The organism is Arthrobacter sp. 9V (genome assembly GCF_902506065.1).
Lineage (GTDB): Bacteria > Actinomycetota > Actinomycetes > Actinomycetales > Micrococcaceae > Arthrobacter.
Map to the genome: position 1 here is coordinate 1,761,159 of NZ_LR732912.1, position 23,933 is coordinate 1,785,091.

24 protein-coding genes, 1 tRNA gene and 1 other RNA gene are annotated in these 23,933 nt (G+C 60.5%); 14 read left to right on the forward strand and 12 right to left on the reverse strand.

The genetic code is table 11. The features are described from left to right. The first annotated feature begins 73 nt into the window (after window positions 1-73). Window positions 74-2,131, forward strand: coding sequence for an acyltransferase family protein (locus tag BACI9J_RS08215; protein WP_159733940.1), 2,058 nt, complete (start codon window positions 74-76; stop codon window positions 2,129-2,131). 8 nt (window positions 2,132-2,139) lie between these two features. Here BACI9J_RS08215 and BACI9J_RS08220 read toward each other — a convergent pair whose 3' ends face one another. Continuing rightward, complete coding sequence (locus BACI9J_RS08220) at window positions 2,140-3,207, reverse strand: D-2-hydroxyacid dehydrogenase (protein WP_159733941.1); 1,068 nt, start codon at window positions 3,205-3,207, stop codon at window positions 2,140-2,142. 70 nt (window positions 3,208-3,277) lie between these two features. On the opposite strand from BACI9J_RS08220, the gene BACI9J_RS08225 reads away from it, so the two are divergent. From BACI9J_RS08225 to BACI9J_RS08235, 3 genes are read left to right on the forward strand one after another with little or no spacing between them, the layout of a single operon-like run. Then, a complete protein-coding gene (locus tag BACI9J_RS08225) occupies window positions 3,278-4,186 on the forward strand; it encodes an NAD(P)-dependent oxidoreductase (RefSeq protein ID WP_159733942.1) in 909 nt (302 codons plus the stop codon). Between the two features lie 35 nt (window positions 4,187-4,221). Then, the gene (locus tag BACI9J_RS08230; RefSeq protein WP_159733943.1) at window positions 4,222-4,992 is read left to right on the forward strand and encodes an SDR family NAD(P)-dependent oxidoreductase; all 771 of its coding nucleotides are present in this window, start codon (window positions 4,222-4,224) and stop codon (window positions 4,990-4,992) included. Continuing rightward, window positions 4,992-6,041: an L-idonate 5-dehydrogenase gene (locus tag BACI9J_RS08235; RefSeq protein ID WP_159733944.1), complete on the forward strand. Its 1,050-nt coding sequence runs from the start codon at window positions 4,992-4,994 to the stop codon at window positions 6,039-6,041. The genes BACI9J_RS08230 and BACI9J_RS08235 overlap by 1 nt, the downstream gene beginning before the upstream one ends. A 4-nt stretch (window positions 6,042-6,045) precedes the next feature. On the opposite strand, the gene BACI9J_RS08240 is transcribed toward BACI9J_RS08235, so the two are convergent. Then, window positions 6,046-6,774 (reverse strand): FadR/GntR family transcriptional regulator, encoded by a 729-nt coding sequence (locus tag BACI9J_RS08240; RefSeq protein WP_159733945.1) that lies wholly within the window; start codon window positions 6,772-6,774, stop codon window positions 6,046-6,048. Window positions 6,775-6,996: 222 nt separating this feature from the next. Here BACI9J_RS08240 and gndA point away from each other — a divergent pair, with 222 nt between their 5' ends. Together gndA and BACI9J_RS08250 are read left to right on the forward strand one after the other, a co-directional pair. After that, window positions 6,997-8,433: an NADP-dependent phosphogluconate dehydrogenase gene (gene gndA, locus BACI9J_RS08245; RefSeq protein ID WP_141285030.1), complete on the forward strand. Its 1,437-nt coding sequence runs from the start codon at window positions 6,997-6,999 to the stop codon at window positions 8,431-8,433. 119 nt (window positions 8,434-8,552) lie between these two features. Then, window positions 8,553-9,392, forward strand: coding sequence for an oxidoreductase (locus BACI9J_RS08250; RefSeq protein ID WP_159733946.1), 840 nt, complete (start codon window positions 8,553-8,555; stop codon window positions 9,390-9,392). Here BACI9J_RS08250 and epsC read toward each other — a convergent pair. The 3 genes from epsC to msrA all read right to left on the reverse strand — a co-directional run bounded on the left by epsC (window position 9,389) and on the right by msrA (window position 11,541). Next, window positions 9,389-9,973: a serine O-acetyltransferase EpsC gene (epsC, locus tag BACI9J_RS08255; RefSeq protein WP_159733947.1), complete on the reverse strand. Its 585-nt coding sequence runs from the start codon at window positions 9,971-9,973 to the stop codon at window positions 9,389-9,391. The two genes, BACI9J_RS08250 and epsC, sit on opposite strands and share 4 nt — an antisense overlap. Window positions 9,974-10,014: 41 nt before the next feature. Continuing rightward, window positions 10,015-10,950, reverse strand: coding sequence for a cysteine synthase A (gene cysK / locus BACI9J_RS08260; protein ID WP_024817121.1), 936 nt, complete (start codon window positions 10,948-10,950; stop codon window positions 10,015-10,017). A gap of 66 nt (window positions 10,951-11,016) precedes the next feature. Next, complete coding sequence (gene msrA / locus BACI9J_RS08265) at window positions 11,017-11,541, reverse strand: peptide-methionine (S)-S-oxide reductase MsrA (protein WP_159733948.1); 525 nt, start codon at window positions 11,539-11,541, stop codon at window positions 11,017-11,019. A gap of 145 nt (window positions 11,542-11,686) precedes the next feature. Here msrA and BACI9J_RS08270 point away from each other — a divergent pair, with 145 nt between their 5' ends. Beyond that, on the forward strand, window positions 11,687-12,598 hold the full coding sequence (locus tag BACI9J_RS08270) for a Nif3-like dinuclear metal center hexameric protein (protein WP_159733949.1): 912 nt from the start codon (window positions 11,687-11,689) through the stop codon (window positions 12,596-12,598). Window positions 12,599-12,685: 87 nt separating this feature from the next. Beyond that, window positions 12,686-13,423 carry a zinc ribbon domain-containing protein gene (locus tag BACI9J_RS08275; RefSeq protein ID WP_159733950.1) on the forward strand — a complete coding sequence of 246 codons (738 nt, stop codon included), beginning with the start codon at window positions 12,686-12,688 and terminating at the stop codon, window positions 13,421-13,423. Here BACI9J_RS08275 and BACI9J_RS08280 read toward each other — a convergent pair. Then, window positions 13,420-14,184 (reverse strand): YaaA family protein, encoded by a 765-nt coding sequence (locus BACI9J_RS08280; protein WP_159733951.1) that lies wholly within the window; start codon window positions 14,182-14,184, stop codon window positions 13,420-13,422. The two genes, BACI9J_RS08275 and BACI9J_RS08280, sit on opposite strands and share 4 nt — an antisense overlap. 58 nt (window positions 14,185-14,242) lie before the next feature. Between BACI9J_RS08280 and rnpB the strand changes: the two genes are divergently transcribed. From rnpB to BACI9J_RS08300, 4 genes are all read left to right on the forward strand, one after another. Further along, window positions 14,243-14,634, forward strand: an RNA gene (gene rnpB / locus BACI9J_RS08285) — RNase P RNA component class A. Between the two features lie 263 nt (window positions 14,635-14,897). Then, entirely contained in the window at window positions 14,898-16,385 is a 1,488-nt protein-coding gene (locus BACI9J_RS08290) for a glyceraldehyde-3-phosphate dehydrogenase (protein ID WP_159733952.1), read from the forward strand. 73 nt (window positions 16,386-16,458) lie between these two features. Beyond that, complete coding sequence (locus tag BACI9J_RS08295) at window positions 16,459-16,668, forward strand: hypothetical protein (protein ID WP_159733953.1); 210 nt, start codon at window positions 16,459-16,461, stop codon at window positions 16,666-16,668. A gap of 135 nt (window positions 16,669-16,803) precedes the next feature. Next, on the forward strand, window positions 16,804-17,604 hold the full coding sequence (locus BACI9J_RS08300; protein WP_159733954.1) for an HNH endonuclease family protein: 801 nt from the start codon (window positions 16,804-16,806) through the stop codon (window positions 17,602-17,604). Here the strand turns inward: BACI9J_RS08300 and BACI9J_RS08305 are convergent. From BACI9J_RS08305 to orn, 4 genes are all read right to left on the reverse strand, one after another. After that, the gene (locus tag BACI9J_RS08305) at window positions 17,589-18,455 is read right to left on the reverse strand and encodes an acyltransferase domain-containing protein (RefSeq protein WP_159733955.1); all 867 of its coding nucleotides are present in this window, start codon (window positions 18,453-18,455) and stop codon (window positions 17,589-17,591) included. The genes BACI9J_RS08300 and BACI9J_RS08305 overlap by 16 nt on opposite strands. A 3-nt stretch (window positions 18,456-18,458) precedes the next feature. Beyond that, window positions 18,459-19,031: a peptide deformylase gene (def, locus tag BACI9J_RS08310; RefSeq protein ID WP_159733956.1), complete on the reverse strand. Its 573-nt coding sequence runs from the start codon at window positions 19,029-19,031 to the stop codon at window positions 18,459-18,461. 104 nt (window positions 19,032-19,135) lie between these two features. Next, a tRNA-His gene (locus BACI9J_RS08315) sits at window positions 19,136-19,211 on the reverse strand. A 141-nt stretch (window positions 19,212-19,352) separates the two neighbouring features. Next, window positions 19,353-19,979, reverse strand: coding sequence for an oligoribonuclease (orn, locus tag BACI9J_RS08320; RefSeq protein WP_159733957.1), 627 nt, complete (start codon window positions 19,977-19,979; stop codon window positions 19,353-19,355). Between the two features lie 147 nt (window positions 19,980-20,126). Between orn and mptB the strand changes: the two genes are divergently transcribed. Beyond that, on the forward strand, window positions 20,127-21,683 hold the full coding sequence (gene mptB, locus BACI9J_RS08325; protein WP_201296669.1) for a polyprenol phosphomannose-dependent alpha 1,6 mannosyltransferase MptB: 1,557 nt from the start codon (window positions 20,127-20,129) through the stop codon (window positions 21,681-21,683). A gap of 34 nt (window positions 21,684-21,717) precedes the next feature. Here mptB and BACI9J_RS08330 read toward each other — a convergent pair whose 3' ends face one another. Then, a complete protein-coding gene (locus BACI9J_RS08330; protein ID WP_159733958.1) occupies window positions 21,718-22,404 on the reverse strand; it encodes a DNA alkylation repair protein in 687 nt (228 codons plus the stop codon). A 101-nt stretch (window positions 22,405-22,505) separates the two neighbouring features. Here BACI9J_RS08330 and map point away from each other — a divergent pair, with 101 nt between their 5' ends. Beyond that, on the forward strand, window positions 22,506-23,273 hold the full coding sequence (gene map, locus BACI9J_RS08335; RefSeq protein ID WP_159733959.1) for a type I methionyl aminopeptidase: 768 nt from the start codon (window positions 22,506-22,508) through the stop codon (window positions 23,271-23,273). 27 nt (window positions 23,274-23,300) lie between these two features. Here the strand turns inward: map and BACI9J_RS08340 are convergent, their stop codons facing one another. Then, window positions 23,301-23,915, reverse strand: coding sequence for a GNAT family N-acetyltransferase (locus BACI9J_RS08340; RefSeq protein ID WP_159733960.1), 615 nt, complete (start codon window positions 23,913-23,915; stop codon window positions 23,301-23,303). Window positions 23,916-23,933 lie beyond the last annotated feature (18 nt).

The following is a 23,933-nucleotide window of genomic DNA, read 5'->3' on the forward strand; positions in this document are numbered from 1 at the left end:
ATGCGTCCGGAGGGTGTGGTGGCAAAAGACCCGTGGCAGTGCAGAATTGGTGCAGCGAAAGAGGAGCGTGTCCATGACGGCTACCAAGGGCCTTGCGTCACCGGAAAGTCCAGGTCAAGTCCGGGCAGGTGGACGAGGTACCGCGTTCAGGCCTGAAATTCAGGGCCTGCGTTCCTTGGCCGTGCTCATGGTTGTTTCGTACCATATCTGGTTTGGGCGGGTTTCCGGTGGGGTGGACGTCTTCCTGCTGATTTCGGCGTTCCTGATGACCCTGCAGTTCGTGGGCCGCTTCGAGGATGCCCGGCCGGTATCACTGGTGCGGCACTGGTTGCACCTGTTCTGGCGGCTGCTGCCCGCCGTCGTCGTGGTGTTGCTTGGTACGTTAACGGCCACGTACGTGGTCATTCCCCGCACCCGCTGGATTGAGATCGTCAACCAAGGCTGGGCGTCCCTGTTTTACGTTCAAAATTGGCTGCTCCAGCGGCAAGTGGTCAACTACTATGCGGCCGATCACAGCGTGGCCAGCCCTTTTCAACACTTTTGGTCGCTGTCCATTCAGGGACAGGTGTTCATTATGTGGCCGGCCATCTTTGTTGCCACTGCCTGGTTGTGCAGACGCTTCAGCCTGCGCTATCGGGCCGTGTTGCTGGGGGTCTTCGGGCTGATTTTTGCCGCATCTCTGGCGTACTCGGTCTACTTCACTGCCGCCCATCAGGAACTGGCCTATTTCGACACCTTTGCACGGTTGTGGGAGTTCGCCCTGGGCACCCTTGTGGCGCTCCTGCTTCCTTATTTTCAGCCCCACCGCGGCCTGAGGAGCGTGCTTGGGTGGGTGGGGGTGGCGGCGATGTTGAGTTGTGGCGCACTACTCCAGGTTCAGACCGCGTTTCCCGGTTACGTAGCCCTGTGGCCCACCCTCGCGGCCGTAGCCGTGATCATCGCAGGACAGTCGGGAAGCCGCTTCGGGGTGGACCGCATCCTTTCATCCAAGCTCCTGGTAGGACTGGGTTCCACTTCCTATGCTCTGTACCTGTGGCATTGGCCGCTGCTGGTCATCACGTTGGTGTGGATGGGCCAAGACCATGCCGATGCTTTAACCGGTGCCTTGATTGTTGGCGTGTCCCTGCTCTTGGCATTTCTCACCACACGGTTTGTGGAGCAGCCTCTGCGTGCATGGCGGTGGCCCGAAGCCAAACGACGTCGCCTGGCTGCGGCCGTAATGGTTTGCCTGGCCGTGGGGGCCGCACCGATGGTGCAGTTTGGGTTCCAGCAGCAAGCGGAGAAGAACCTGATCGCCAGACAGGATGCCGATGACAACCCGGGGGCGCGGGCTTTGCTGCCGGGCTATGTTGATCGGGTGGGTGAGGGTGCGCGGACGCTGCCTACCCCGGAGCAGCTTCCGGAGGACTGGGGAAAACTGGACGGCCCATGTACCGGCGATCTCCGCCCCGCCGATCCGGTGCTCTTTGCCGAGTGTCAGCAGAATGACGTCAACACTGATGCCGTGAAGACAGTCTTTGTGGTGGGTCAGTCCCATTCCCTGCAGTGGCTCGGGGCGATCGGTCCGTTGGCGAAGGAACAGCACTGGCGTGTACAGGCCATCACTTTTGGTGCCTGCCCCTTTATGACCGAAACCGATGAGGTGGGGGACGAATGCAATGCGTTCAACCGCAATGTTCGTGAACATATCCGTATTCATCGGCCTGATGCTGTCTTCCTGGTGGGGACGGCAGCAGTTCCCGACTCACCGGAGGAAGACCTCACCTGGGGTCTTGACGAGCTGGTCGGCGAAATCACCGATCAAGGTGTGGAAGTCATCGCCATGCGGGACAACCCGCGCTTCTCCTTCAGTCCCAGTGAGTGTGCCATGGCGTCCGGGGTGGATGATCCGCGTTGCCGGCCGGCCTTGTCTTCGGTGCTTGCCGAAACCAATCCGCTGGATCAGTTGGAGGGCTCTTTCACCGGGTTGTCGATTTTGGACATGACGGACCTCATTTGTGAAAGCACGTCTTGTCCTGGGATTGTGGGCAACGTTTACGTCTACCTCGACGACAACCACCTCTCGAGCACTTATGCCAGGACCATGACCGACGCGTTGTCCGAGAGGTGGTTGGAGGCCACAGGATGGTAGTTGCCGGCCTAGTAGAAGTGGACCGGATCAACGAGGTGGGGAAGTTCCCCGCCATCCAAGAAGGTGCGTAGGTTGCTGCAGAATCGTTCTGCGATGAGCCGGTTTTCGGCTGCGCTCAGTGCCGAGGTATGCGGTGACACCAGGACGTTGGGGTGACTCCACAGGGGGCTGTCTTGTGGGAGCGGTTCCACCGCGAAAACATCGAGGCAAGCGTATGAAACCTGGCCGTTGTTCAAGGCCTCGAGCAAAGCGTCCTCATCCACTACGGTGCCTCGGCCCACGTTGACGAAGACGGTGCCCGGTTTCATGGCGGAGAAAATGTGGCTGTTGAACAGCTTTTCTGTATACGGCGTGCCCGGAAGTGTGTTGACCACTGCGTCCGCCTCAGCCAGCAGACCGGGCAGGCCCTCGTTGTCTGTGACCTGGTGGATCCCTTCAATGGCTTCAACGTTGCGCTTGGTTCCGCTGACGGTCATCCCCAGGGCTCGAGCGATTCGGGCGGTTTCCAGGCCGATTTCACCGAGGCCGGCGATCACCACCCTGGATCCGTTGGCCAGCTTGGTTGGCGTCCTCAGATCAGGCCAGACCTTGGCTGCTTGGTCTTGTGCCATTTCTGAGCTGCGCTTGAAACCATTGAGGATGCCGAAAGCGGAAAACTCTGCCAGTGGCAGGGCATGGACGCCTGCGGACGTTGTCACACGGAACTTTTGCAGAGTTTCGGTGTCAAGCCCTGAAGCTTTCACCGCGCCGCCGGCTCCCGCGGCCATGGCATGGATCCATTGCAGGTGGGGGTTGCTGCCGGCGATACGTGCCAGGCCGGCCGGGCTTTCGTTGGGGAATCCGTACAGGATCTGTGCCCGGTTCAGCAGGTCCCAGTAGCGTTCCTCCTGCTCTGGTGTGCGCTTGAATCCGGGATCACCGGCGTGATCGGCCGGGAAACGTTCCGGCGGGAGGAGTTCGGGTTCATAGAGAACTGTTATGGAGGGATCAACGGCGCGGATCAGCTCTACATGCTCGGCTTCGAGGGGTACAGCGATGGCGATGGTAAGTTCATCAGTCGTCATAGTGTTCATCATACTGAATGGAGGCTAGGATATTGAACAGATTAGTCCTGAATGACCACAAAGAAGTGAGGTGTTACCTGTCGTGACAAGCACACGCGTAGGCTTCGTTGGCTTGGGTCTCATGGGAGCGCCCATGGCCTCAAACATTGCCAAAGCCGGTTGGCACGTCACCGCTTGGAACCGATCGGAGGCCGCCTTTGAAGGTCTCTCCGTCCAGCGCGCTGCCAGCGTCGCCGAACTACGCAACGAAGACGCCATCATCTTCATGCTCCCCGACCTTCCCTTCATCGAAAAAGCTGCAGCGGACTTGCTTGAGTCCTGGCGGAGCAAACCGCCCGTGCCTGGTACCGCCGTCGTCATCATGAGCAGCGTTTCCCCTACCGGAGTCCGGCAGTTTGGTGAAGCAGTCCACCAGGCCTCCAGCGGCAATGCAGTGGTGGTGGACGCTCCGGTCAGCGGTGGCACCGCCGGCGCCGGCAGCGGAACCCTTGCCATCATGGTGGGTGCCACCGAAAGCCAGTTCCAATCGCTCAAGCCGCTTCTCGGAACCATGGGAACCACAGTGCGCCTCATGGGGCCCTTGGGATCGGGGTCGCTCGCCAAAGCCTGCAATCAGCTGATCGTAGGAACCACGACGGCGGCCCTCGCCGAAGCAGCCGAACTCGCCGAACGCTCCGGCATGGATGTGGACGCTCTGTATGACGTCCTCTCCGGAGGGCTTGCCGGGAGCAGGGTTCTGGACAATGTTGGTCCCCGGCTGGCCGCCAAGGATTATGCCCCCACCGGACCGGCCAAGTTCATGCACAAGGACCTGGGCTTCGTGATCAGCAGCGCCGAAGCCGTTGGTTCCGCTGTTCCCATGGCGACCGCGGCAATCGACCTGTACGCCGAACTCAAGCGCCAAGGGCTGGGGGATCAGGACCTGGCCGTCGTCCGCCAAACCATCGCGAACCTCAGCCGGATATCAACCGCATCGGCCAATAACAACTGAACCGGCCCAACCGAAGAAGGAATGAAAAACAAACTATGAGTGGACTTTTTGATCTGACCGGGCGGGTTGCCTTGGTCACTGGTTCCAGCCGGGGGATTGGCAATGCCTTGGCCAGAGGGTTGGCCGACGCCGGCGCCACGGTGGTGTTGAACGGCATCAGTCCGGAACGTCTCGAAACAGCCCACCAGGCCATGGGTGTCGACTACCCAAAAGGGCGGATCCACAGCCGCGCGTTCGACGTCACGGATGCCACGGCCGCGGCTGCCGGAGTGGCGTGGGTCGAGGAGAACGTCGGACCACTGGACATCCTGGTAAATAACGCCGGAATCCAGCACCGCGTGCCCATGCTGGACCTCGACGTCAAGGACTGGGACCGGGTCATCACCACAAACCTCACCAGCGCCTTCCTGGTAGGGCGGGAAGTGGCGAGGCACATGATCCCCCGGGGACAAGGAAAGATCATCAACATCTGTTCAGTCCAGACGGACCTGGCCCGCCCAACCATCGCTCCCTATGTGGCCGCCAAAGGCGGACTGCGCAATCTGACCCGCGCAATGACAGCCGAATGGGCGTCCAGCGGGTTGCAGATCAACGGCATTGCGCCGGGGTACATCCACACGGAAATGACCCAAAACCTGGTGGACGATCCTGATTTCAATTCATGGATCCTAGGCCGGACGCCGGCCAACCGGTGGGGGACGGTGGCCGATCTTGCCGGGCCAACGGTGTGGCTTGCCTCGCAGGCGTCCAACTTCGTCAACGGCCAGACGATCTTCGTCGACGGTGGAATGACGGTGGTGGTCTGATGAGCATCACCCTCCCGGCCACAGGCCTCGCCGTCGTTGCCCACGGCAAGGGCGATCTCAGGGTTGAAGAGATTCCACTGACCGCACCGGCCCCCAATGAATCAATCGTGGAGATTGCCTACGGCGGGATCTGCGGCTCGGACCTCCATTACTGGCTGCACGGTGCAGCAGGGGAGTCCATCCTCAAAGAACCCATGGTCCTTGGACACGAAATTGTGGGCGTGGTGGTCCGGCAAGCAGCCGATGGCAGCGGCCCTGGAGTGGGAACTGCCGTGGCCGTCCACCCCGCAACGCCGGCACCCGGAGATGTCAGATACCCCGAGGACCGGCCCAATCTCTCCCCGGGCTGCACCTATTTGGGCAGTGCTGCCCGGCATCCCCACACGGACGGCGCCTTCAGCCGCTACGCCAACCTGCCCTCAAGGATGCTGAGGCAACTGCCGGAGAGCCTGGAGCTTCGCACAGCAGCACTGGTTGAGCCCGCCAGTGTTGCTTGGCACGCGGTTGGCCGCGCGGGCGATGTCAAAGGAAAGACCGCACTGGTCATCGGCAGCGGACCCATCGGTGCGCTCGCCGTCGCCGTCCTCAAGCGCGCCGGGGCAGCCAGGATCGTCGCCGTGGACATGCATGACAAGCCCCTGGAGATTGCCCGTGCCGTCGGCGCCGATCAAGTCCTGAAGGGCGATGATGCCGAGGCCATCGCGGCAGTGGACGCCGACGTCGTCATTGAATCCTCGGGAAGCCATTTTGGCCTTGCCTCGGCTATCAAGGGCGCTACCCGTGGAGGCAAAGTGGTGATGGTGGGTCTTCTGCCCTCAGGACCGCAGCCCGTGTTCATCTCCCTGGCCATCACCCGGGAGTTGGAGCTGTTGGGCTCGTTCCGCTTCAATGACGAGATCGACGATGTCATTGCTGCCCTGGCCGACGGTTCGTTGTTTGTGGACCCGGTTGTGACCCATGAGTTCAACCTCTCCCATGGCCTGGAAGCCTTTGAAGTAGCCAGGAACTCAGCCGAGTCCGGCAAGGTGCTGCTGAATTTCCAGCAGTAGCCGGCTAGTTTTTGGCAACAGGGACGAACACGCGGGGCTGGTCATCCCAGCTGGGCGCCAGCTCCGCAATGGTCTGCCGCATTATTTTGGCCGCCGCCTCGCGCGCTAAGGAACCGTCTCCGGCATCGATCGCGTGAGCCACGTCCATATGCCACTGGAGTGCCTGCTTCTGGGGGTGTTCGGGCATGAGCCCGTGGACGGTCCTGCCTGTCAGGGTCTCCGTGACCTGCCCAATCAGGTTGGCGAACATTTCGTTGCCGGAGCCGGAGAGGACCAGTGCATGGAACCGGATATCGAGGTCAAGGAACCTGGCCATGTCCCCGGCATCCCCGGCTTCCTTCATGGCAAGGGAAATGCCCACCAATTCCTGCCGAAGACTTTCGGGGGCGTTGCCGGCAGCCAGTTCTGCCGCTACCGGCTCGACGGCGGAACGCAGCTCTGCGAGCGACCTCAACTGGGCGCCCCGTCCCTCGCCGGCAAGCCGCCACCGAATCACCAGAGGATCGAAGGGGTTCCAACGGTGTGCCGGCAACACCCGGATACCCACGCGTTTGATCGTCTCCACCAGTCCCAGGGACTGCAGGACACGGACAGCTTCACGGACAACGGAGCGCGAGACTTTGAGTTCGTCTTCCAGATGCTCGGCGAGCATGACATGGCCGGTGGGCAGGGCGCCGCCGACGATTCTGGTGCCCAAGTGCTCTACGGCGCGGTGGTGGAGGCTGGTTGACATAGAGGTAAGCATAGTGGCGCGGCGCCATCCGGCGCGCAGTGGAATCCGGGGCCGCATCATAGACTGTTTATGACGCGGCGCCGTTCCAAAACGTGGGCGCCGCTTTCCCGAGCATGGTTTAAATACGTATGGTTTATTACAGCCCTTGGTTTTGAAATCGCTTCCTGCGTGCCCCCAGGGGGGTAGGTGGGACTGTTTGTACACGAACGAATTGGAGTTTTGATGTCAGCACACATCGGTGTCACCGGCCTTGCGGTGATGGGCGCCAACCTGGCCCGCAACCTTGCCCGCAACGGCTTCACCGTGGCTCTCCACAACCGCTCCGTGGAAAAGACTGACGCCCTGCTTGAAAAGCACGGCACGGACGGCGACTTCATCCGCACGGAAACCCTGCAGGAACTTGTAGATTCCCTCGAAAAGCCCCGCCGTGTCCTCATCATGGTCAAGGCAGGCGCTCCCGTTGACAACGTGATTGAGCAGCTCGAACCATTGCTCGAGGCCGGCGACATCATCATCGATGCCGGTAACTCGCACTACGAGGACACCCGCCGCCGCGAAGCCGCGTTGGCCAAGAAGGACCTCCACTTCGTCGGCGTCGGTGTGTCCGGCGGCGAAGAGGGCGCTCTGAACGGCCCCTCCATCATGCCCGGCGGCTCCCGTGAGTCCTACGACGCCCTCGGCCCGCTGCTGGAAAAGATTTCCGCCAAGGTGGACGGCGAGCCCTGCTGCGCATGGATCGGCACGGACGGCGCCGGCCACTTCGTGAAGATGGTCCACAACGGTATCGAGTATGCCGACATGCAGGTCATTGGTGAAGCATTCGACCTCCTCCGCTCCGGCGCCGGCATTGAGCCCGCTGAGCAGTCAAAGATCTTCGCTGAGTGGAACAAGGGCGATCTGTCTTCCTTCCTGATCGAAATCTCCGCCGAGGTCCTGGGCCACGTTGACGCCAAAACGGGCAAGCCGTTCGTGGACGTCGTCGTGGACGCCGCAGGCCAGAAGGGCACGGGGCGCTGGACCGTCATCTCCGCCCTGGAACTCGGTTCCCCGGTCTCCGGCATTGCCGAGTCCGTGTTCGCCCGCGCACTGTCTTCCCAGACCGAGCAGCGCAAGCTGGGCCAGGAACTGCTGGCCGGTGAAGAAGCCACGGTAGAGATCCCGGAGACGTTCGTTGAGGACGTCCGCCAGGCACTGTACGCGTCCAAGCTGGTCTCCTACGCCCAGGGCCTGGATATGCTCACCTCCGCTGCCAAGGAATACGGCTGGGACCTGAAGCTTGATGAAATCGCTTCGCTTTGGCGTGCAGGCTGCATCATCCGTGCAGAACTCCTCAAGGACATCACCAAGGCGTACGCCGCTGAGGAGAAGCCGGCAAACCTGCTGTTCGCCCCGGCCTTCACCAAGGCAATCGCTGAGGCACTTCCGGCTTGGCGCCGAGTAGTAGCCACGGCTGTACAGCTGGGTATCCCCGTACCGGTGTTCTCCTCCTCGCTGGCCTACTACGACGGCCTGCGCCGGAAGCGTGTTGCCGCTGCCCTGATCCAGGGCCAGCGCGACCTCTTCGGCGCACACACCTACGGCCGCGTGGACACCGAGGGCACGTTCCACACCCTCTGGGGCGAAGACAAGTCCGAGATCTCGGCCGTCGACACCCACTAGCAGTAGCTATCAGCAGCCGAAGGCCGGTTCCTCCCAGATACGCTGGGTGGAACCGGCCTTTGCCGTACATGGAGACTTTATTTTCGCTGCTTGCGTTACCTATCTGAAGGAGACCAACCGTGGCATCCCGCATTGCGTTTGTCACCGGTGCCTCAACCGGAATTGGTTTTGACACTGCCATTGCTCTCAGTGCAGCCGGCTTTACTGTTTACGCAGGCGCACGTCGTATAGACAAGATGGAGCCGTTGAAAGAGCACGGCATCACCGTCCTGCCCTTGGATGTCACCTCGGAGGAATCGATGACTTCCGCGGTGGCGTTGATTGAAGCTGCCCATGGCCGCGTTGACGTGCTGGTCAACAACGCCGGGTACGGGTCTTACGGCTCGCTGGAGGAGGTTCCGCTGGCTGAGGGCCGGCGACAATTCGACGTCAACGTTATGGGTTTGGCGAGGATGACCCAACTCGTGATTCCCGGGATGCGTGAAGCACGCGCGGGCCGGATCATCAATGTCACCTCCATTGGCGGCAAGATATACGAGCCGCTGGGCGCTTGGTACCACGGCACCAAGTTTGCCGTGGAGGGAATGAGCGATTCCCTCCGGCTGGAGTTGCGGCCGCACGGTATCGACGTGGTAATTATCGAACCATCGGGAACAGACAGTGAATGGGGAACCATAGCGGGGGAGGGCCTCCTGCTTGCTTCCGGTGATGGGCCGTACAAAGATCAAGCCCACATTGTTGCCGCTGCGCTGGCGTCCACATCCTCAACAGGCCACGTGGTGTCTACGCCGGCGAGGGTTGTGGCGGGAACCATAGTCAGAGCCGCAACGGCAAAACGCCCCAGGACCCGCTACCCGGTGGGTAGGGGTGCCTGGAGCGTGCTGGCACTGCGCAGAATACTTCCGGACCGCGCCTTCGATGCCGTCTTCTGGAATTTCTACCGAAGGCTGGCCGGCTAGATCCGGTATTCGATGTAGTATTCTGCCGGATCCACTGCCGGTTTGGTTTCGGATCGTGCATCACGGTGTCGCCACGTTGCGGGGATGCCGGTGATGATGGATTCCGGCGGGGCGTCCTTGACCACCACGGCATTGGCGCCGATGGCGCTGCCGGCACCGATGGTGATGGGACCCAGGACCTTTGCGCCGGCGCCGATGGTGACGCGGTCGCCGATGGTTGGGTGGCGTTTGACCTTGGCCAACGAGCGGCCGCCCAGAGTTACGCCGTGATAGATCATCACGTCCTCACCGATCTCGGCAGTCTCACCAATGACCACGCCCATGCCGTGATCAATGAAGAACCGCCGGCCGATGGTTGCCCCTGGATGAATCTCAATTCCGGTAAGGAATCTTGCCAGCTGGGAAATCAGGCGCGCTGGAAATCGGAGCGCCGGATTCTTCCAGAGCCGATGCGTTATCCGGTGCGCCCAAATGGCGTGCAGGCCGGAGTAGGCGAAAAAGTTCTCAAAAGAGCCTCGAGCCGCCGGGTCGTGGGACCGGGCGGCGTCGAGGTCTTCCTTAAGCCTTGCGAAGAAGCTCACAAAGACCTTTCTACAGGAAATGAAGGTTTGCGGGCGTTGTCTTAGCCGCGGATGTCGTCGAACAGCACGGTGGAGATGTAACGCTCCCCGAAGTCACACACGACGGCGACGATCAGCTTGCCTGCGTTCTCGGGACGCTTGGCCAACTCCAAAGCACCCCACACAATGGCGCCGGAGGAAATGCCGCCCAGGATACCTTCACGGGCACCGAGTTCACGGGCTACCCGGACTGAATCTTCCAGGGTGGCGTCAAGGACTTCGTCGTAGACGTTGGTGTCCAGGATTTCCGGAACAAAGTTCGCCCCGATGCCCTGAATCTTGTGCGGGCCAGGGGCTCCGCCGTTGAGGATCGCGGAGTCCTTGGGCTCAATGGCCACGATCTGCACGCCGGGCTTGCGCTCCTTGAGGACCTGGCCAACACCTGTGATGGTGCCGCCTGTACCTACGCCGGCAACAAAGATGTCCACTTCACCGTCGGTGTCTTCCCAGACTTCCTCGGCAGTGGTGGCGCGGTGGATCGCAGGGTTGGCCTCGTTGGCGAACTGCTGGGCCCAAATGGAGTTCTCCGTGTTGGCGACAATTTCCTGCGCCTTCTCCACGGCGCCGCGCATACCTTCGGACCCCGGAGTCAGGACGATCTCGGCGCCGTAGGCCCGCAACATGACGCGGCGCTCGGTGGACATGGTCTCAGGCATGGTCAGGATGACCTTGTAGCCACGCGCTGCACCTACCAGTGCCAAGGCGATGCCGGTGTTGCCCGAGGTACCTTCGACGATGGTTCCGCCAGGCTTCAAGGCTCCGGACTTTTCGGCAGCATCAATGATGGCCACGCCGATGCGGTCTTTGACGCTGTTGGCCGGGTTGTAGAACTCGAGCTTGACTGCAACGGTGGCGTCGAGGCCTTCGGTCAGCCGGTTCAAACGAACCAGCGGAGTGCGGCCGACCAGCTGCGTGACGTCGTCGTAGATCCTTGCCATGAAAATTACGCCTATCTCTGAAGAGGGAATGCTGAGGTCAGCCTAACCAGCGGGATCGAAACGCTGCTAAGCAGTAAGCCATGCAGAGTAATATTTCCGGGCCTTTGCCAACTTCGGGTTGATGATCACCTGGCAATACCCCTGATAAGGGAACTTTGCATAGTAATTCTGGTGGACTTCCTCGGCGTCGTAAAACTCCGGAAGGCGGCTGACCTCGGTCACAATCGGATCGGACCAGAGAGACTGGTTGCGCTCGATAGCTTCCTCGAACAACACCTTTTCTTCCGTGGTTGTGTAGAACATTGACGAACGGTACTGGGTTCCGACGTCGTAACCCTGCCTGTTCAACGTTGTGGGGTCGTGGAGGGCGAAGAACATGTCCAGGATGACTTCTTCCGGAACCACGGTTTCATCGAAAGTCACCGCCACGACTTCCGCATGGCCAGTGGTTCCGGAACATACCTCGTAGTAATCGGGATTGCGGACGTGGCCACCGGTGTAACCGGACACCACAGAGCTGACGCCGCGGGTCTTCTGGTAAACGGCATCAAGGCACCAGAAGCAGCCGCCGCCAAGTACGAAAGTTTTCATGTTCTCTTCAATGGAACGGAGGGCCTGATGATTCCCGCTTCACCTTACGGGAGAATTACGGCACCGGGGAGGTGCCACGGAGCGGCGGCTACCCGATGGGGGCTCAGTAGGGAAGAAATCGGGCTCAGTAGGGAACAATAAGAGCATGGAAGCAGTAAACACCCACATTTCCGATGTGGATTCCGTCGAAGAGGACGAGACAACGGACGCCGGCGGTGATCCTACGCTCGGCCAGGTGTTGCTGGCTGTGGAGGAACTGTGGCCGGAGTCCCTGGCTGAAGACTGGGATGAGGTGGGCCTCGTGGTTGGCCGTCCTACCGCTCCCGTTACCAAAGTCCTCTTTGCCGTGGATCCCACGCTTGCCGTGATCGATGAGGCTGTGGAGTGGGGGGCTGAGCTGCTGATCACCCATCATCCGCTGCTGCTCAAAGGGGTGAACTCTGTGGCAGCCACGTCAGCAAAGGGCCTTGCCGTACACCGCTTGATAGAGGCCGGGACAGGGCTTTTGACCGTTCATACCAATGGAGATTCCGCCGTTGGCGGGGTTTCCGATGTCCTGGCTGACGCCTTCGGCCTGGAGAATGTCACACCCTTGACGCCGGCCAGCAACGGCTTGCCGGAGGAAGGCATCGGCCGGGTGGGCGACCTCCCTGATCTGGAGACGCTCGGTGATTTTGCTGCCCGCGTGTTTGAAATGCTTCCCGCTGTGGCAGGCGGAGTCCGGGTAGCCGGAGACAAAGACGGCCTGGTCCGGCGAGTTGCCGTTTGTGGTGGAGCCGGAGACAGCTTGTTCGACGCCGTGCGGGCCAGCAACGCTGATGTTTACGTCACGGCAGACATGCGTCACCACCCTGCCTCCGAGGCCCGGGAAGGCGCCACCAACGGCCGGCCCTACTTGATCGACGTTTCGCACTTTGCCAGCGAATGGCTATGGCTGCCTGCTGCCGCTGACGCCTTGGGCAACGTGCTCGCGGACCAGGGCTACGACGTCGAGATCCGTGTCAGCGGCACCAACAGCGATCCGTGGGACTTCATACTCACTCCCGGCGGGGACTAGAGTCTAGAAGATACGGACAGCCCTGATGCATAGTGGCGGTTCGGCCGGCCTGATCCCCAGAGCCGGTGGCTAACAGCGGAGGTAAGCGTGGCGAAGGCAGCACCGGCAGAACAATTGAAATTGCTTGAACTGCAGGGACTGGATGCCAAGCTCAGGTCGCTTGCCGGCCGCCGGAAGGTTCTGGAAACGGATCCACGAATTACCGACCTCACGGATGCCCTGAACGTAGCCAACGGTGAGCTTGGCTCGGCCAAGGTTGCCGTCCATGACGCCGAAGCCGAGCTTAAGCGCGCGGAAGCAGATGTGGAGCAGGTAGCCACCCGTATTGAACGCGACGAGACCCGGCTTAACAGCGGCACTGGCCTGTCCAAGGATCTGGTGGCCCTGCAGAGTGATATTGCCTCCCTCAACAAGCGTCGCTCGGACCTTGAAGATGTTGAACTCGAAATCCTGGAACGCTTGGATACGTTGCGGGAACGTCAGGCTGCCCAGCAGGCGATCGTTGACGACATCCAGGGTTCCTTCGGAAGCATTCGGGCTGAACTGGATGAAGCTATTGCCGAGATCGCGGCGGAAGAAACCGTAGTTCGCGGGCAGCGGGCCGCCTTCACGGAATCCCTGGACGCCGGCGTTCTTGCCATCTATGAGAAGACCATTGCCAAGCGGGGAGTTGGCGCAGCCCGGCTCTTCCACGGTAAGTCTGAGGGCTCCGGCATGATGCTCAGCCCCGGCGACCTCGCTGAAGTCAAAGCCGCAGCTGAAGACGAGATCGTCTTCTGCCCGGATTCAGGCGTGATCCTGGTTCGCTCAGCGGAGTGGAACTAGCCCGCCAGGACGATGTTGAGCGCGTGCGGCTTGCGGGCCGTGCCCTCAACAAATTCGGCAGTCCACATTTCAGTGGCAGCCTTCAGAAGTTGCTCCGGTGATGCCGGCGCCTTACCGCGCCTGGTCAGTAAGTGCCGCGCCAGTTCGCCGCGGGTGTGCTTGGCGAAGTGACTGACAACCGTTCGCTTGCCGTTCGCCTCGCTGAAGACGTTGACGTTGACCGTCTGTGACGCCGGCGGAGCCCAGGCTGCGGCATAAGTGCTGGAGCGGCAGTCCACTAAAAGTTCGCCTTCGCTCCGCGAAGCAAGGGCAGCGGTAAGTTGCGGCTTCCAGTAAGAGGCCAGGCGTCCGACGTCGGGCAGTGCCGTTCCCATGGACAACCGGTAGGCAGGCACGTGGTCACCAAAGCCAATGGCACCCCACAGGGCAGAAACCACCAGGATGGATTCGTTGGCCTTGCGGCGTTGGGTTGGCGTCATGCTGTTGTAGCCCAAGGCGTCGTACAGGACACCTGAATAGACCTGGTGCGCGGGCGCGGCCGGTTCGACATGCAGCCTCGTATTGCGTTCGACGTCGTCCTTCAAGGATGCGCCAACCCCCAACAGTGCCAGTGCGTCTTCGTGCGCGCTCACCAACCCCAGCGCGTCGAGCACCTTGGCCCGGTAGGGGTTCAGTTCTGGAAAGCTGAGCGAATCCCAGTTGATGGACGGGCCCTTGGCAGCAGGGGTCTTGCCTTCGGAAGGCGGCAGCAGAATCAGCACCAGTAGATATTACCGTCGGACTTCAGCACGTCCCGACCCCGGTAGACTGGACAGCGGATGGGTCGACCAGGCGGTCGCGCGTCACGAAAGTGGCTCGAGGAACGTCCGGGCTCCGCAGAGCAGGGTGGTGGGTAACGCCCACTCGGGGTAACCCGCAGGCCAGTGCCACAGAGAACAGACCGCCTGCGCGTTGTGATGTTTTGCATCACGGGGCAGCAGGTAAGGGTGAAACGGTGGTGTAAGAGACCACCAGCTCCCTGGGTGACCGGGGAGGCTAGGTAAACCCCACCCGGAGCAAGGCCAGACAGGACACGTTTGAGGGCTGCTCGCCCGAGTGTCCGGGTAGGCTGCTGGAGGGCGTCGGCAACGGCGTTCGTAGATGGATGGCCGCCACTCCCTATCCGGTAACGGCAGGGATGACAGAACCCGGCGTATCGGTCGACCCATCCATTTATGACCGCCGCCAATCAGACGTGTGAGTGATTTCACGCCGCCGGACGGCCTATGCCCCTTCCTTCCGCCCTAGAATGGTTACTGAACGTAGATGTTCTGCCGCCGGGACTGCGTTCGCAGCCGGCGGATTTTCTTTGCTCTCGTTCAAGGCGCTGTGGGTGGACCGAAGCCCGCCGGCGCATGTGCCGCAGGACTACTCCGGGCGGCCGCTGCCATCTGCATACGAGGACGTATGTGGTTGACCCAAGGAAGGTAGTTCTGTGAGCCAGACGTCAGATTCTTGTCTTGATAAGTGGATGGGCCGGGAGGCTCTCGCCGAGGCCATGATTCCGGTAATCGGCCGGTTGTACCGGGAAAACAATGTGGTCACGAGCATCCACGGCCGGAGCCTGATCAACAAGTCCACCATGAACATCCTGAAGGCCCACCGCTTTGCGCGCCGGATGAGTAACCACGAGCTGCTGCTTGAAGAAACCGCACCGCTTCTGAATGCGCTCTCGGAGTTGGAACTCGGCGCAGCCGCTATTGATATTGCGCGCTTGACCGAGAAATTCCGTGCCGAAGGCAACGGTGCCTCGCTGGACGAATACCTGCGCGCCGAACTCGCAGAAATCGTGGGAAAGCGTGGCGCTGACGATCGCACCAGCACCGACGTCGTGCTGTATGGCTTTGGCCGCATCGGCCGTCTCCTGGCCCGCATCCTGATTGAGAAGGCGGGCGGCGGACACGGGCTGCGTCTGCGCGCGATCGTTGTCCGCAAGGGCGCTGAGAACGATCTCGTCAAGCGAGCTTCCCTGCTCCGCCGTGACTCCGTGCACGGTTCTTTCGAGGGCACCATCCGGGTTGACGAGGAAGCCAACACCATCACCGCCAATGGCGTCCAGATCCAGGTCATTTACTCGGACAACCCGGCCACGGTGGACTACACCGCTTACGGCATCAAGGATGCGTTGGTAGTGGACAACACAGGCCGCTGGCGCGACGCCGATGGGCTTTCCCAGCATCTGCAGAGCAATGGTGCAGCCCGCGTCCTGCTCACTGCGCCGGGCAAGGGCGAACTCAAGAACATTGTCCACGGCATCAACCACCGTGACATCTCGGATGAGGACAAGATCGTCACCGCGGCATCCTGCACCACCAATGCCATTACGCCGGTGCTGAAGGCCATCAACGACAAATTCGGCATTGTTCACGGCCACGTGGAGACGGTCCACTCCTTCACTAATGACCAGAACCTGATTGACAACTTCCATAAGGGCGATCGCCGAGGACGTTCTGCTGCATTGAACATGGTCATCACGGAGACCGGTGCTGCCAAGGCGGTAGCCAAGGCGCTCCCGGAACTGCAGGGCAAGCTCACGGGCAATGCCATTCGCGTACCCACCCCGGATGTCTCCATGGCTATCCTGAACCTCAACCTTGAAAAGGGCACCACGCGGGATGAAGTCAACGACTTCCTCCGTGAAATGTCTTTGCACTCGGACCTGCGCAAGCAGATCGACTACATCGATTCGCCGGATGTTGTTTCCACCGACTTCGTTGGCTCCCGCCGGGCAGGCATCGTTGACGGCCTCGCCACGATCTCCAATGACAAGAACCTTGTGCTGTACGTCTGGTACGACAACGAGTTTGGTTACTCCTGCCAGGTTGTTCGTGTCATGGAGGAAATGGCCGGCGTGAACCCGCCATCATTCCCGGCGCGCGACGTAGTTGCTCCCATCGCCGTGCTGGAAGCGGCCGGAGCCTAGGAACTTTGAAGTATTGGCAGGTTCCCCGGCTGCGTCACTGGTAACAGCCGGGAAACCTGACCAAAATGGGTTCATGGAAAATGAATCAACGTTGGAACATGAAACCACGCTTGAACACGCCTTGGACGTAGCAAAGGCCAACCACAAGCAAGCCCAAAAACTTCTGGATCAGGCCATCGCAGCCAACGCCGCCGGAGACGTCACGGATCAGCGCGTAGAACAGCTGCGAAGCCTCCTCGCGGTGGCAACAGAGGACCTGCAGCGTGTGACGCGCGAGCAATAGTCCACCGGTGCTTCACTTCCACATGTGACTCCACCTCCACAGCGTGACTCTTCCTGCACACTGTGGATATCGGCTCTGACTGTCGGGGCAATGTCCTACGCTCGTAGGACATTGCTTTCCCTCGGATGGAGTCTCTTGAGTACTACTTGGTCTGCCTACAAACGCGCCCGCAGAAGGTCACGTCAAGCCTGGGCCATTCTAGGATTGGCAGCTGCAACGGTGGTCGCTGGTCTCTCCTGGTACTTCACCACTGGACAATTCAACGCTGCTGAACCATGGGCAGCCGGACCCACCGAAGCACCTGTTTTCAATCCTGACTGGATGAAACCACTCCGCGGCGCGGCCCCCGTTGCCCCTGAGAAGGCAAGCGATGCCTTGGAACGGCTTCCGGTGAAGGGGCGGGCGGCAAAATCGGACTATGACAGGTCCGCCTTCGGTCAGGCTTGGGCAGACGCTGACCGCAACGGCTGCGATACCCGCAATGACATTCTGCGGAGGGACCTCGCCGGGGTTCAATTCACGGAGGGTTCGTCCTGCAAGGTCTCCGGCGGTAGCTTCCACGAACCCTATACAGGGACGCAGATCACTTTTCAAAGAGGCCAGGACACCAGCTCTGCTGTTCAAATCGATCACGTGGTTGCCCTCGCCGATGCCTGGCAGAAGGGCGCCCAGCAACTCACTGTTCAGCAACGGCAAATGTTCGCCAACGATCCCCTGAACCTGATCGCGGCAGACGGTCCCGCCAACGTCAAAAAGGGTGCAGGGGATGCAGCCACCTGGCTGCCTGCCAACAAGAACTTCCGCTGTCACTATGTCGCACGGCAGGTCTCCGTTAAGACGGCCTATAAGCTCTGGGTTACCCAGGCCGAAAAAGACGTTATGAAGAGGGTTCTTTCTTCCTGCCCGGAGCAGGAAACCATCTACAGCGCCAGGTGACCGTGCCCGAGCTGCCAGGTGCCGCCGTCGTCGATCCGTTCCAGGACCACGCGCTGAAGTGAGGTCTCCCGTGGGAGCTTATCCAAGGCATCGAGCCCCCGCTGCCTAAACGTGAAGTAGATGGCATCAGTAGGAGCGTCAGTGCAGCGATCCAGCGTGAAGCGCCGGGCAAAGGACGCGATGTTGCTCTGAGGCAGGCGCTCAACCAGGTAAGGGTCCAGCATCCAGGAATCACACGTGGCTTTGCGGGCAGGCTTGTCAGGAAAATGCCGGGGGAAGAACCACTTGGCCTCGTCGAAACTGGCATCCACCAGATCAGGGGAGAGGCCACCATCTTCGGGAATATGGACGCCAAGAACCCACTCTGAGCCTTGGCCCCCGGCAGGCACCAGATGCCCCCCGGCAGGCACCAGATGGAATTGCAGCCGGCCCAGTCGGAACAGATTTCCTGCCATATGCAATGTCAGCCAAGCCCAGGTATCCAGTCCAAAGCGACCGTGGACCCTCCGATTGATGCGCAGCTGTAAACCAAGATCGGCCAAGGAAGCAGCCGAGACGTCCGGACTGATGCCCAGATCCAGATGGTAAGCGTGAACCACCGGGGCGAACCGAAGGAGGGCCTCGATCCAGACAGTCTCCTCGCCGTCATTCCGGACAGCGCCCCCATCCCGTCCGGCATCCTCTGCCCGGATGCTGTCCAGCGGAAAGGTTCCAAGCCTCTCCTGCATTGCCGTGATCGCCCGCAATACAGGCTCTTCCGGAGGCGTATCCAGGAGACGCGCGCACTCAACGGCGTCCTCGCCGGTAATGTCCAGGAGCGTCAAAAGCTCCACATGCTGGGTGACTGCCATGGCTCAGTGTCCGAAAGGATCGGGATCGACACCAGGCATCCAGGTCAGGCCGGGCACGCCCCAGCCATTCCTTTTGGCTTGCTTGAGCGCCTTTTTTGAGTAACGGTCCACCAGTCGGTTGACGTACAGCTTGCCGTCCAGGTGGTCGAACTCGTGCTGCAGTATCCTGGCGAACCAGCCTGTCGCCTCAAAGTCCAAAGGGTTGCCGTCACCGTCGAAGCCTTGAACCCGCGTCCATTCAGCGCGCTGCAACGGGTAGTACTCCCCGGGGAACGACAGACATCCTTCAACGTGTTCGTCGGGATCGGGAAGTGCACCTGAAACTTTGGAAAGTGTCAGTACCGGATTGACCACCACGCCCTGCTCGGGAACGTCGTCGTCGTTGGCGTACTTGTAGACAAAGAGTCTCTTACCAACACCGATCTGAGGGGCAGCAAGCCCGACACCATTGGCGGCATCATTGGTCTCGAACATGTCCGCGATCAAGGTGCGGAGTTCGTCGTCGAAAACCTCCACCTCGCTTGCCCGGCGGTGCAACACAGGTTCGCCCCAGATGGTGACTGGCAGGACGGTCATTTCAGTATTTCCTTCGTCTAGCGCTGTAGCCCGGTTAAAAACGAAAGGCCGCACCGGATAACCGGTGCGGCCTTTGTGGAAACCGGCTCTGGAGCCAATCTCGGTGGGGTGAGCTACGGGGGTTGAACCCGCGACCTCCTGGACCACAACCAGGCGCTCTGCCAACTGAGCTAAGCCCACCATGTGCCTTTTTCGGCTGAACCGTTTGACCGGCTTTCCTTCAAGGCAACGACAAATAGCTTACCTGCTGTTTTGGGGTGCAAAGTCCACTTTTGCCGGTTTTCGCGAAAAAACCTCTAAAAATGGTGCAGATCACACCCTCTAGGCAGATCCCAAGGTCTCCGCCGTGGCAATGATGTCCTTGGAAATGCGCTGCGCCGTGGCGGTATCCGGTCCCGGCGCCGGAACAAACACTGCTTGGCGGTAGTAACGAAGCTCGTCGATGGAGTCTTTGATGTCGCCCAGCGCGCGGTGGCCGCCATGCTTGGCGGGAGACTGGAAATAAGCGCGGGGGAACCAGCGGCGTGAGAGTTCCTTGATGGTGCTGACATCGATCACGCGGTAGTGAAGGTGTTCCACAATGTTGGGCATGTCCCTGGCAAGGAACATCCTGTCCGTTCCCACGGAGTTTCCGCCCAAGGGAGCCTTGCGAGGATCCGGGACCCACTTTTCGATGTACTCAAGGACCTGTGCCTCGGCCTCGGCCATTGTCTTGCCATGGGGGAGCTCGTCCAGGAGCTTGGAGCGGGTGTGCATATCCCGCACGAAGTCGTTCATTTGCTCCAGCGCGGCATCATCGGGCTTGATGACGACATCTACGCCGTCGCCCAGAATATTGAGCTCGGAGTCTGTCACCAACGCCGCGACCTCTATCAAGGCGTCGTTAATGAGGTCCAAGCCGGTCATTTCGCAGTCGATCCAGACGATGCGTTCATTAGTAATAGGCACGCGCCCAGCCTATCGCTCAGTGGCTTCGAAGTGCTCCGATGGTACGATTTTTGAGCGCGGCAGTGTCGTTTATTCCTGTTGCCGAAAGCCCCCATGACGCAGAATTTTGACCCGAACACAGCGGGTGAACGATTGGATGACGACCACATGACGGTGCCAGTACCCGCCGCCCAGTTGGCAGGGGCAGCAACGCCGTCAACCGACGCCGTAGCCGGCGAGGTAGATAACGCACGTTCGCCATTGATCGCCGGCTTCATCGGTTCGATGTTCATGGTGTTCGGTTCGTTGGGCGTTGGTTGGCTTGCGCCGGTCTCCGAGCTCCGTCGCCTCCCGCTGTTCATCTGGATGCGAACGGAGGGGGTGGGGGTTGGACTTTCCATAGTTTTGCTGGCCATGGGTGGCATGTTGCTCGTCCGTGCCTGGCTTCGCCTGGGCCAACGCGTCCGGGTGTGGGGCCTGGAAGCCCGCAAAGTGACACTGCAGGCAGTGGCGGCCTGGGGCCTCCCGATGATGTTCACCGTTCCCCTTTTCAGCAGGGACGTTTATGCGTATATCGGCCAAGGCCGGTTGATGGTGGAAGGCATTAACCCTTATGAGAACGGCATATCGGCGTTGCCCAACTACTTCCAATTGGGCGCGGACAAGCAGTGGACAGAGGCGCCGGTGCCTTATGGGCAACTGTTCCTGTGGATTGAACAGTTTGTGGTGTGGGTCACCAACGTCCAGCCGGAAGCAAGCATCATGCTCTTCCGCCTGGTGGCTGCAGTCGGTGTGGTTCTTTGCATCATCTACGTGCCGAAACTGGCCGAACTCCACGGTGTAAATCCGCACAGGGCATTATGGCTGACAGCTGCCAACCCGCTCTTTCTCACTAACTTCATTGCCAGCGTCCATAACGACGCCCTGATGATCGGGCTCGCACTGGCAGGCCTGTACTACTGCGCTACCCGTCGCGTGATTCCCGGGCTCGTGCTGGTCACGCTCTCTATCTCAGTCAAGCCGATCACGGTGGTATTCCTTCCCTTCATTGGACTCCTATGGGCGGGCAAGCATGCCTCCTGGCCGCGCAAATTCCTTTACTGGTTCCTTACGGCGGCTCTGAGTTTCGGACTGCTCTACGCACTCAGCCTGGTCAATGGCTTTGGATTTGGGTGGATCAATGGGCTTTCCGCACCGGGAAGCGTAGCAATCTGGTATGCACCCGTTGGCCTCATCGGTTTGGCTGTCGCTTCGATTTCCAACGTTTTGGGACTGGACGGGGCAGTCATGGCCAAGGTGGTTTATGACGCCGGCAAGGTCCTCATGCTTGCAGCTGTTGGCTGGATGATCTTCCGGGGAGACTACGACCGACTCATGCGGCGACTCACGTTGGCATTTGCTGCCATCGTCCTGCTGGCGCCAATGATTCAGTCGTGGTACGTCGTGTGGTTGATCCCCTTGTTTGCCGTCACCGGAATCCGTAATGACTGGCAGGTCAAGGCGCTGTACTTCGTTGTGTCGTTCTTCATGGTCTACGCCATCTCCGACCAGTTGGACGTCTTCCCATACCTGCAGAGTGAAGACCTGGGCTTGGCACTGTTGTTGGCCCGCATCGGGGCGGCCCTCATCGCGTTGTTCTTCGCTATCTACCTTATTTTCATGGATCCGAAGACCAAGACCTTATTCCGGGTCAGAAGCGAATCCGGGCTGCGTCCCATTATCTGAAGACACCGTTGGGTTCGGTCAGCAGCCATGCTGCTCAGCGGGATGGCAGTAGCCGCAAAGCCTCGCGGGTGGACAGCGGACTAAGCGCATCTACATTGTTGGTAACGAACTGCCTGACCCATCCAGGGTCCGTTTTGCTGTATTCACGAAGCGCCCATCCAATGCCCTTGCGTATGAAGAACTCCTTGTCCGCCAGGTTCGAGGTGATAACGGCTTTCAGAAGGCCGGCATCAGTCTGCGATTTGGCTCCCAGCTGTGCGGTGATGGCTGCCCGCCGGATCCACATGTCCTCATCCCTGGACCACTGGAGGAGTGTCGGAGTCATGGTGGATCGGTGGGCGATCAGGAGTCCACCGATCCGATGCGCAACTCCGTCCACGAGGTCCCACCAAGCACCGGTACGAACAATTTCCTCGTAGATGGGCAGCATGTGCAGGTCTTCCTTAACCATTCGCAGGCCTGTCAGGTCGATGGCTGCGTAGCGCTCTTCACGGGCCTCAGCATTGCGCCACAGCTCAAGAACAACGCGGCGCAGATCATCCGGTGACGCTACGGGAAACTGCTTCACTGCCGCCTTTACAATTCTGCGTACCTCGGGAACCCGGACGCCCAAAGAGGGCATGTCGGACTTCATATATGCCTGGGCGCCGCGTGCCCGGTCGGCGTCGGCGGCTGAATGGAGAGCAGCCCGGATAGATGGCACCAGGACGTTGTTGGTCATGCCACAACTCTAGGGTCCGTGATGACTCCACGGGATTCCTGAAGTAGCCAAGGAATCTGAAGGCACTCGCTCCCGCTATGACGCCGCCGTAGAGTGGGGAGATGTCACTGCTGAAATCACCGGACCAGATTGCAATGATGCGTGAGGCCGGGCGCGTTGTAGCAAATGCATTGTCCGCCGTGCAGGAGCACGCTGGTGTGGGTATTTCACTGAAGGAGCTCGACGACGTCGCGGCCGCCGTGATCTCCGACGCCGGCGCGAAGCCCGCTTTCCTCGATTACCATCCCCGGTGGGCGGCTGTGCCATTCCCCGGAGTTATTTGTACCAGCGTCAATGACGCCGTGGTGCACGGGATCCCGAATGGATATGTCCTTGAGGACGGCGATCTGCTCAGCATTGATTGTGGTGCCTTCCTGGAAGGTTGGTGCGGCGATGCTGCTGTCAGCTTTGTTGTAGGCGCCGCGGCCCCGGAGGATCAGGGCTTGGTGCAAGCCACGGAAGCGGCACTTGCGCGCGGCATCGATGCAGCCCGCGTTGGCAACAAAATGGGTGACTTGGCCTATGCGATCGGTGGTGAGGCAAAGCGTGCGGGCTTCGGGCTGTTGGCTGACCATGGTGGGCACGGCATAGGCAGGACAATGCATGCCGAGCCTCCCGTTCCCAACCTCGGCCGCCCTGGTCGGGGTATGAAGCTTGCAGAGGGCCTCGTGATCGCCATTGAGCCCATGTTGATCCTGGGTGGCAAGGACGACTACTACCATGACGAGGACGAATGGACTCTTCGTTCAGCAAACGGCCGACGCGCTGCCCACAGCGAACACACCATAGCCATCACGGCTGACGGTCCGGTCATCCTGACGCTGCCATAGGCGACGGTTCCGGTCCATAGCACCGCATTATTGTTCCCGTGAACCCGCTTTTCTCTTCTGGAGCCGGACGACGGGCCGCCCCGGAACCGATTCTGAAATTGGATGGAAGCCGGCAGCGGTGAAAAGGGAGAGTGTGCCGTGGAACAGCTCTGCGGCTGTCGCCTTGGTTCTTTGATCGGTATCCACCGGGTATGCCTCAATTACCTCAGCACCGTGATGGAAAGCGTGGTCAACCGCGGCAGTCAGCAGCCTGGAGGACACGCCCGTGCGCCTGTGCCGAGGTGCCACGACGAAGCAACTTACCGACCACACCTTGGCTTGTTCCTGCATCTCTGCATCCACCGCCCTAAGTACCTGTGACGTTTTCAGTCGCGGGTAACTTTGCCGTGGCTCTACTGCGCACCAGCCGACCGGACTTCCATCCCGGAAGGCCAGAACGCCGGGCGCCGCACCCGACTGAAACGCTGACTTCAACGATTTCTTGCGGTCTCCCGGGGATGAGGTTGCCCAGTCTTTGGCGCTAAGGGCGAACCACCGGCACCAGCACCGGGAGGGTTCGCCCTTGGTTCCGAACAATTCCTCAACGGCCAACCAAGTAGCAGGAGCCGTTGTGATCCTCGAAGCAGCATGGTTCTGTGCCATGGACCCAGAATAGGCTTC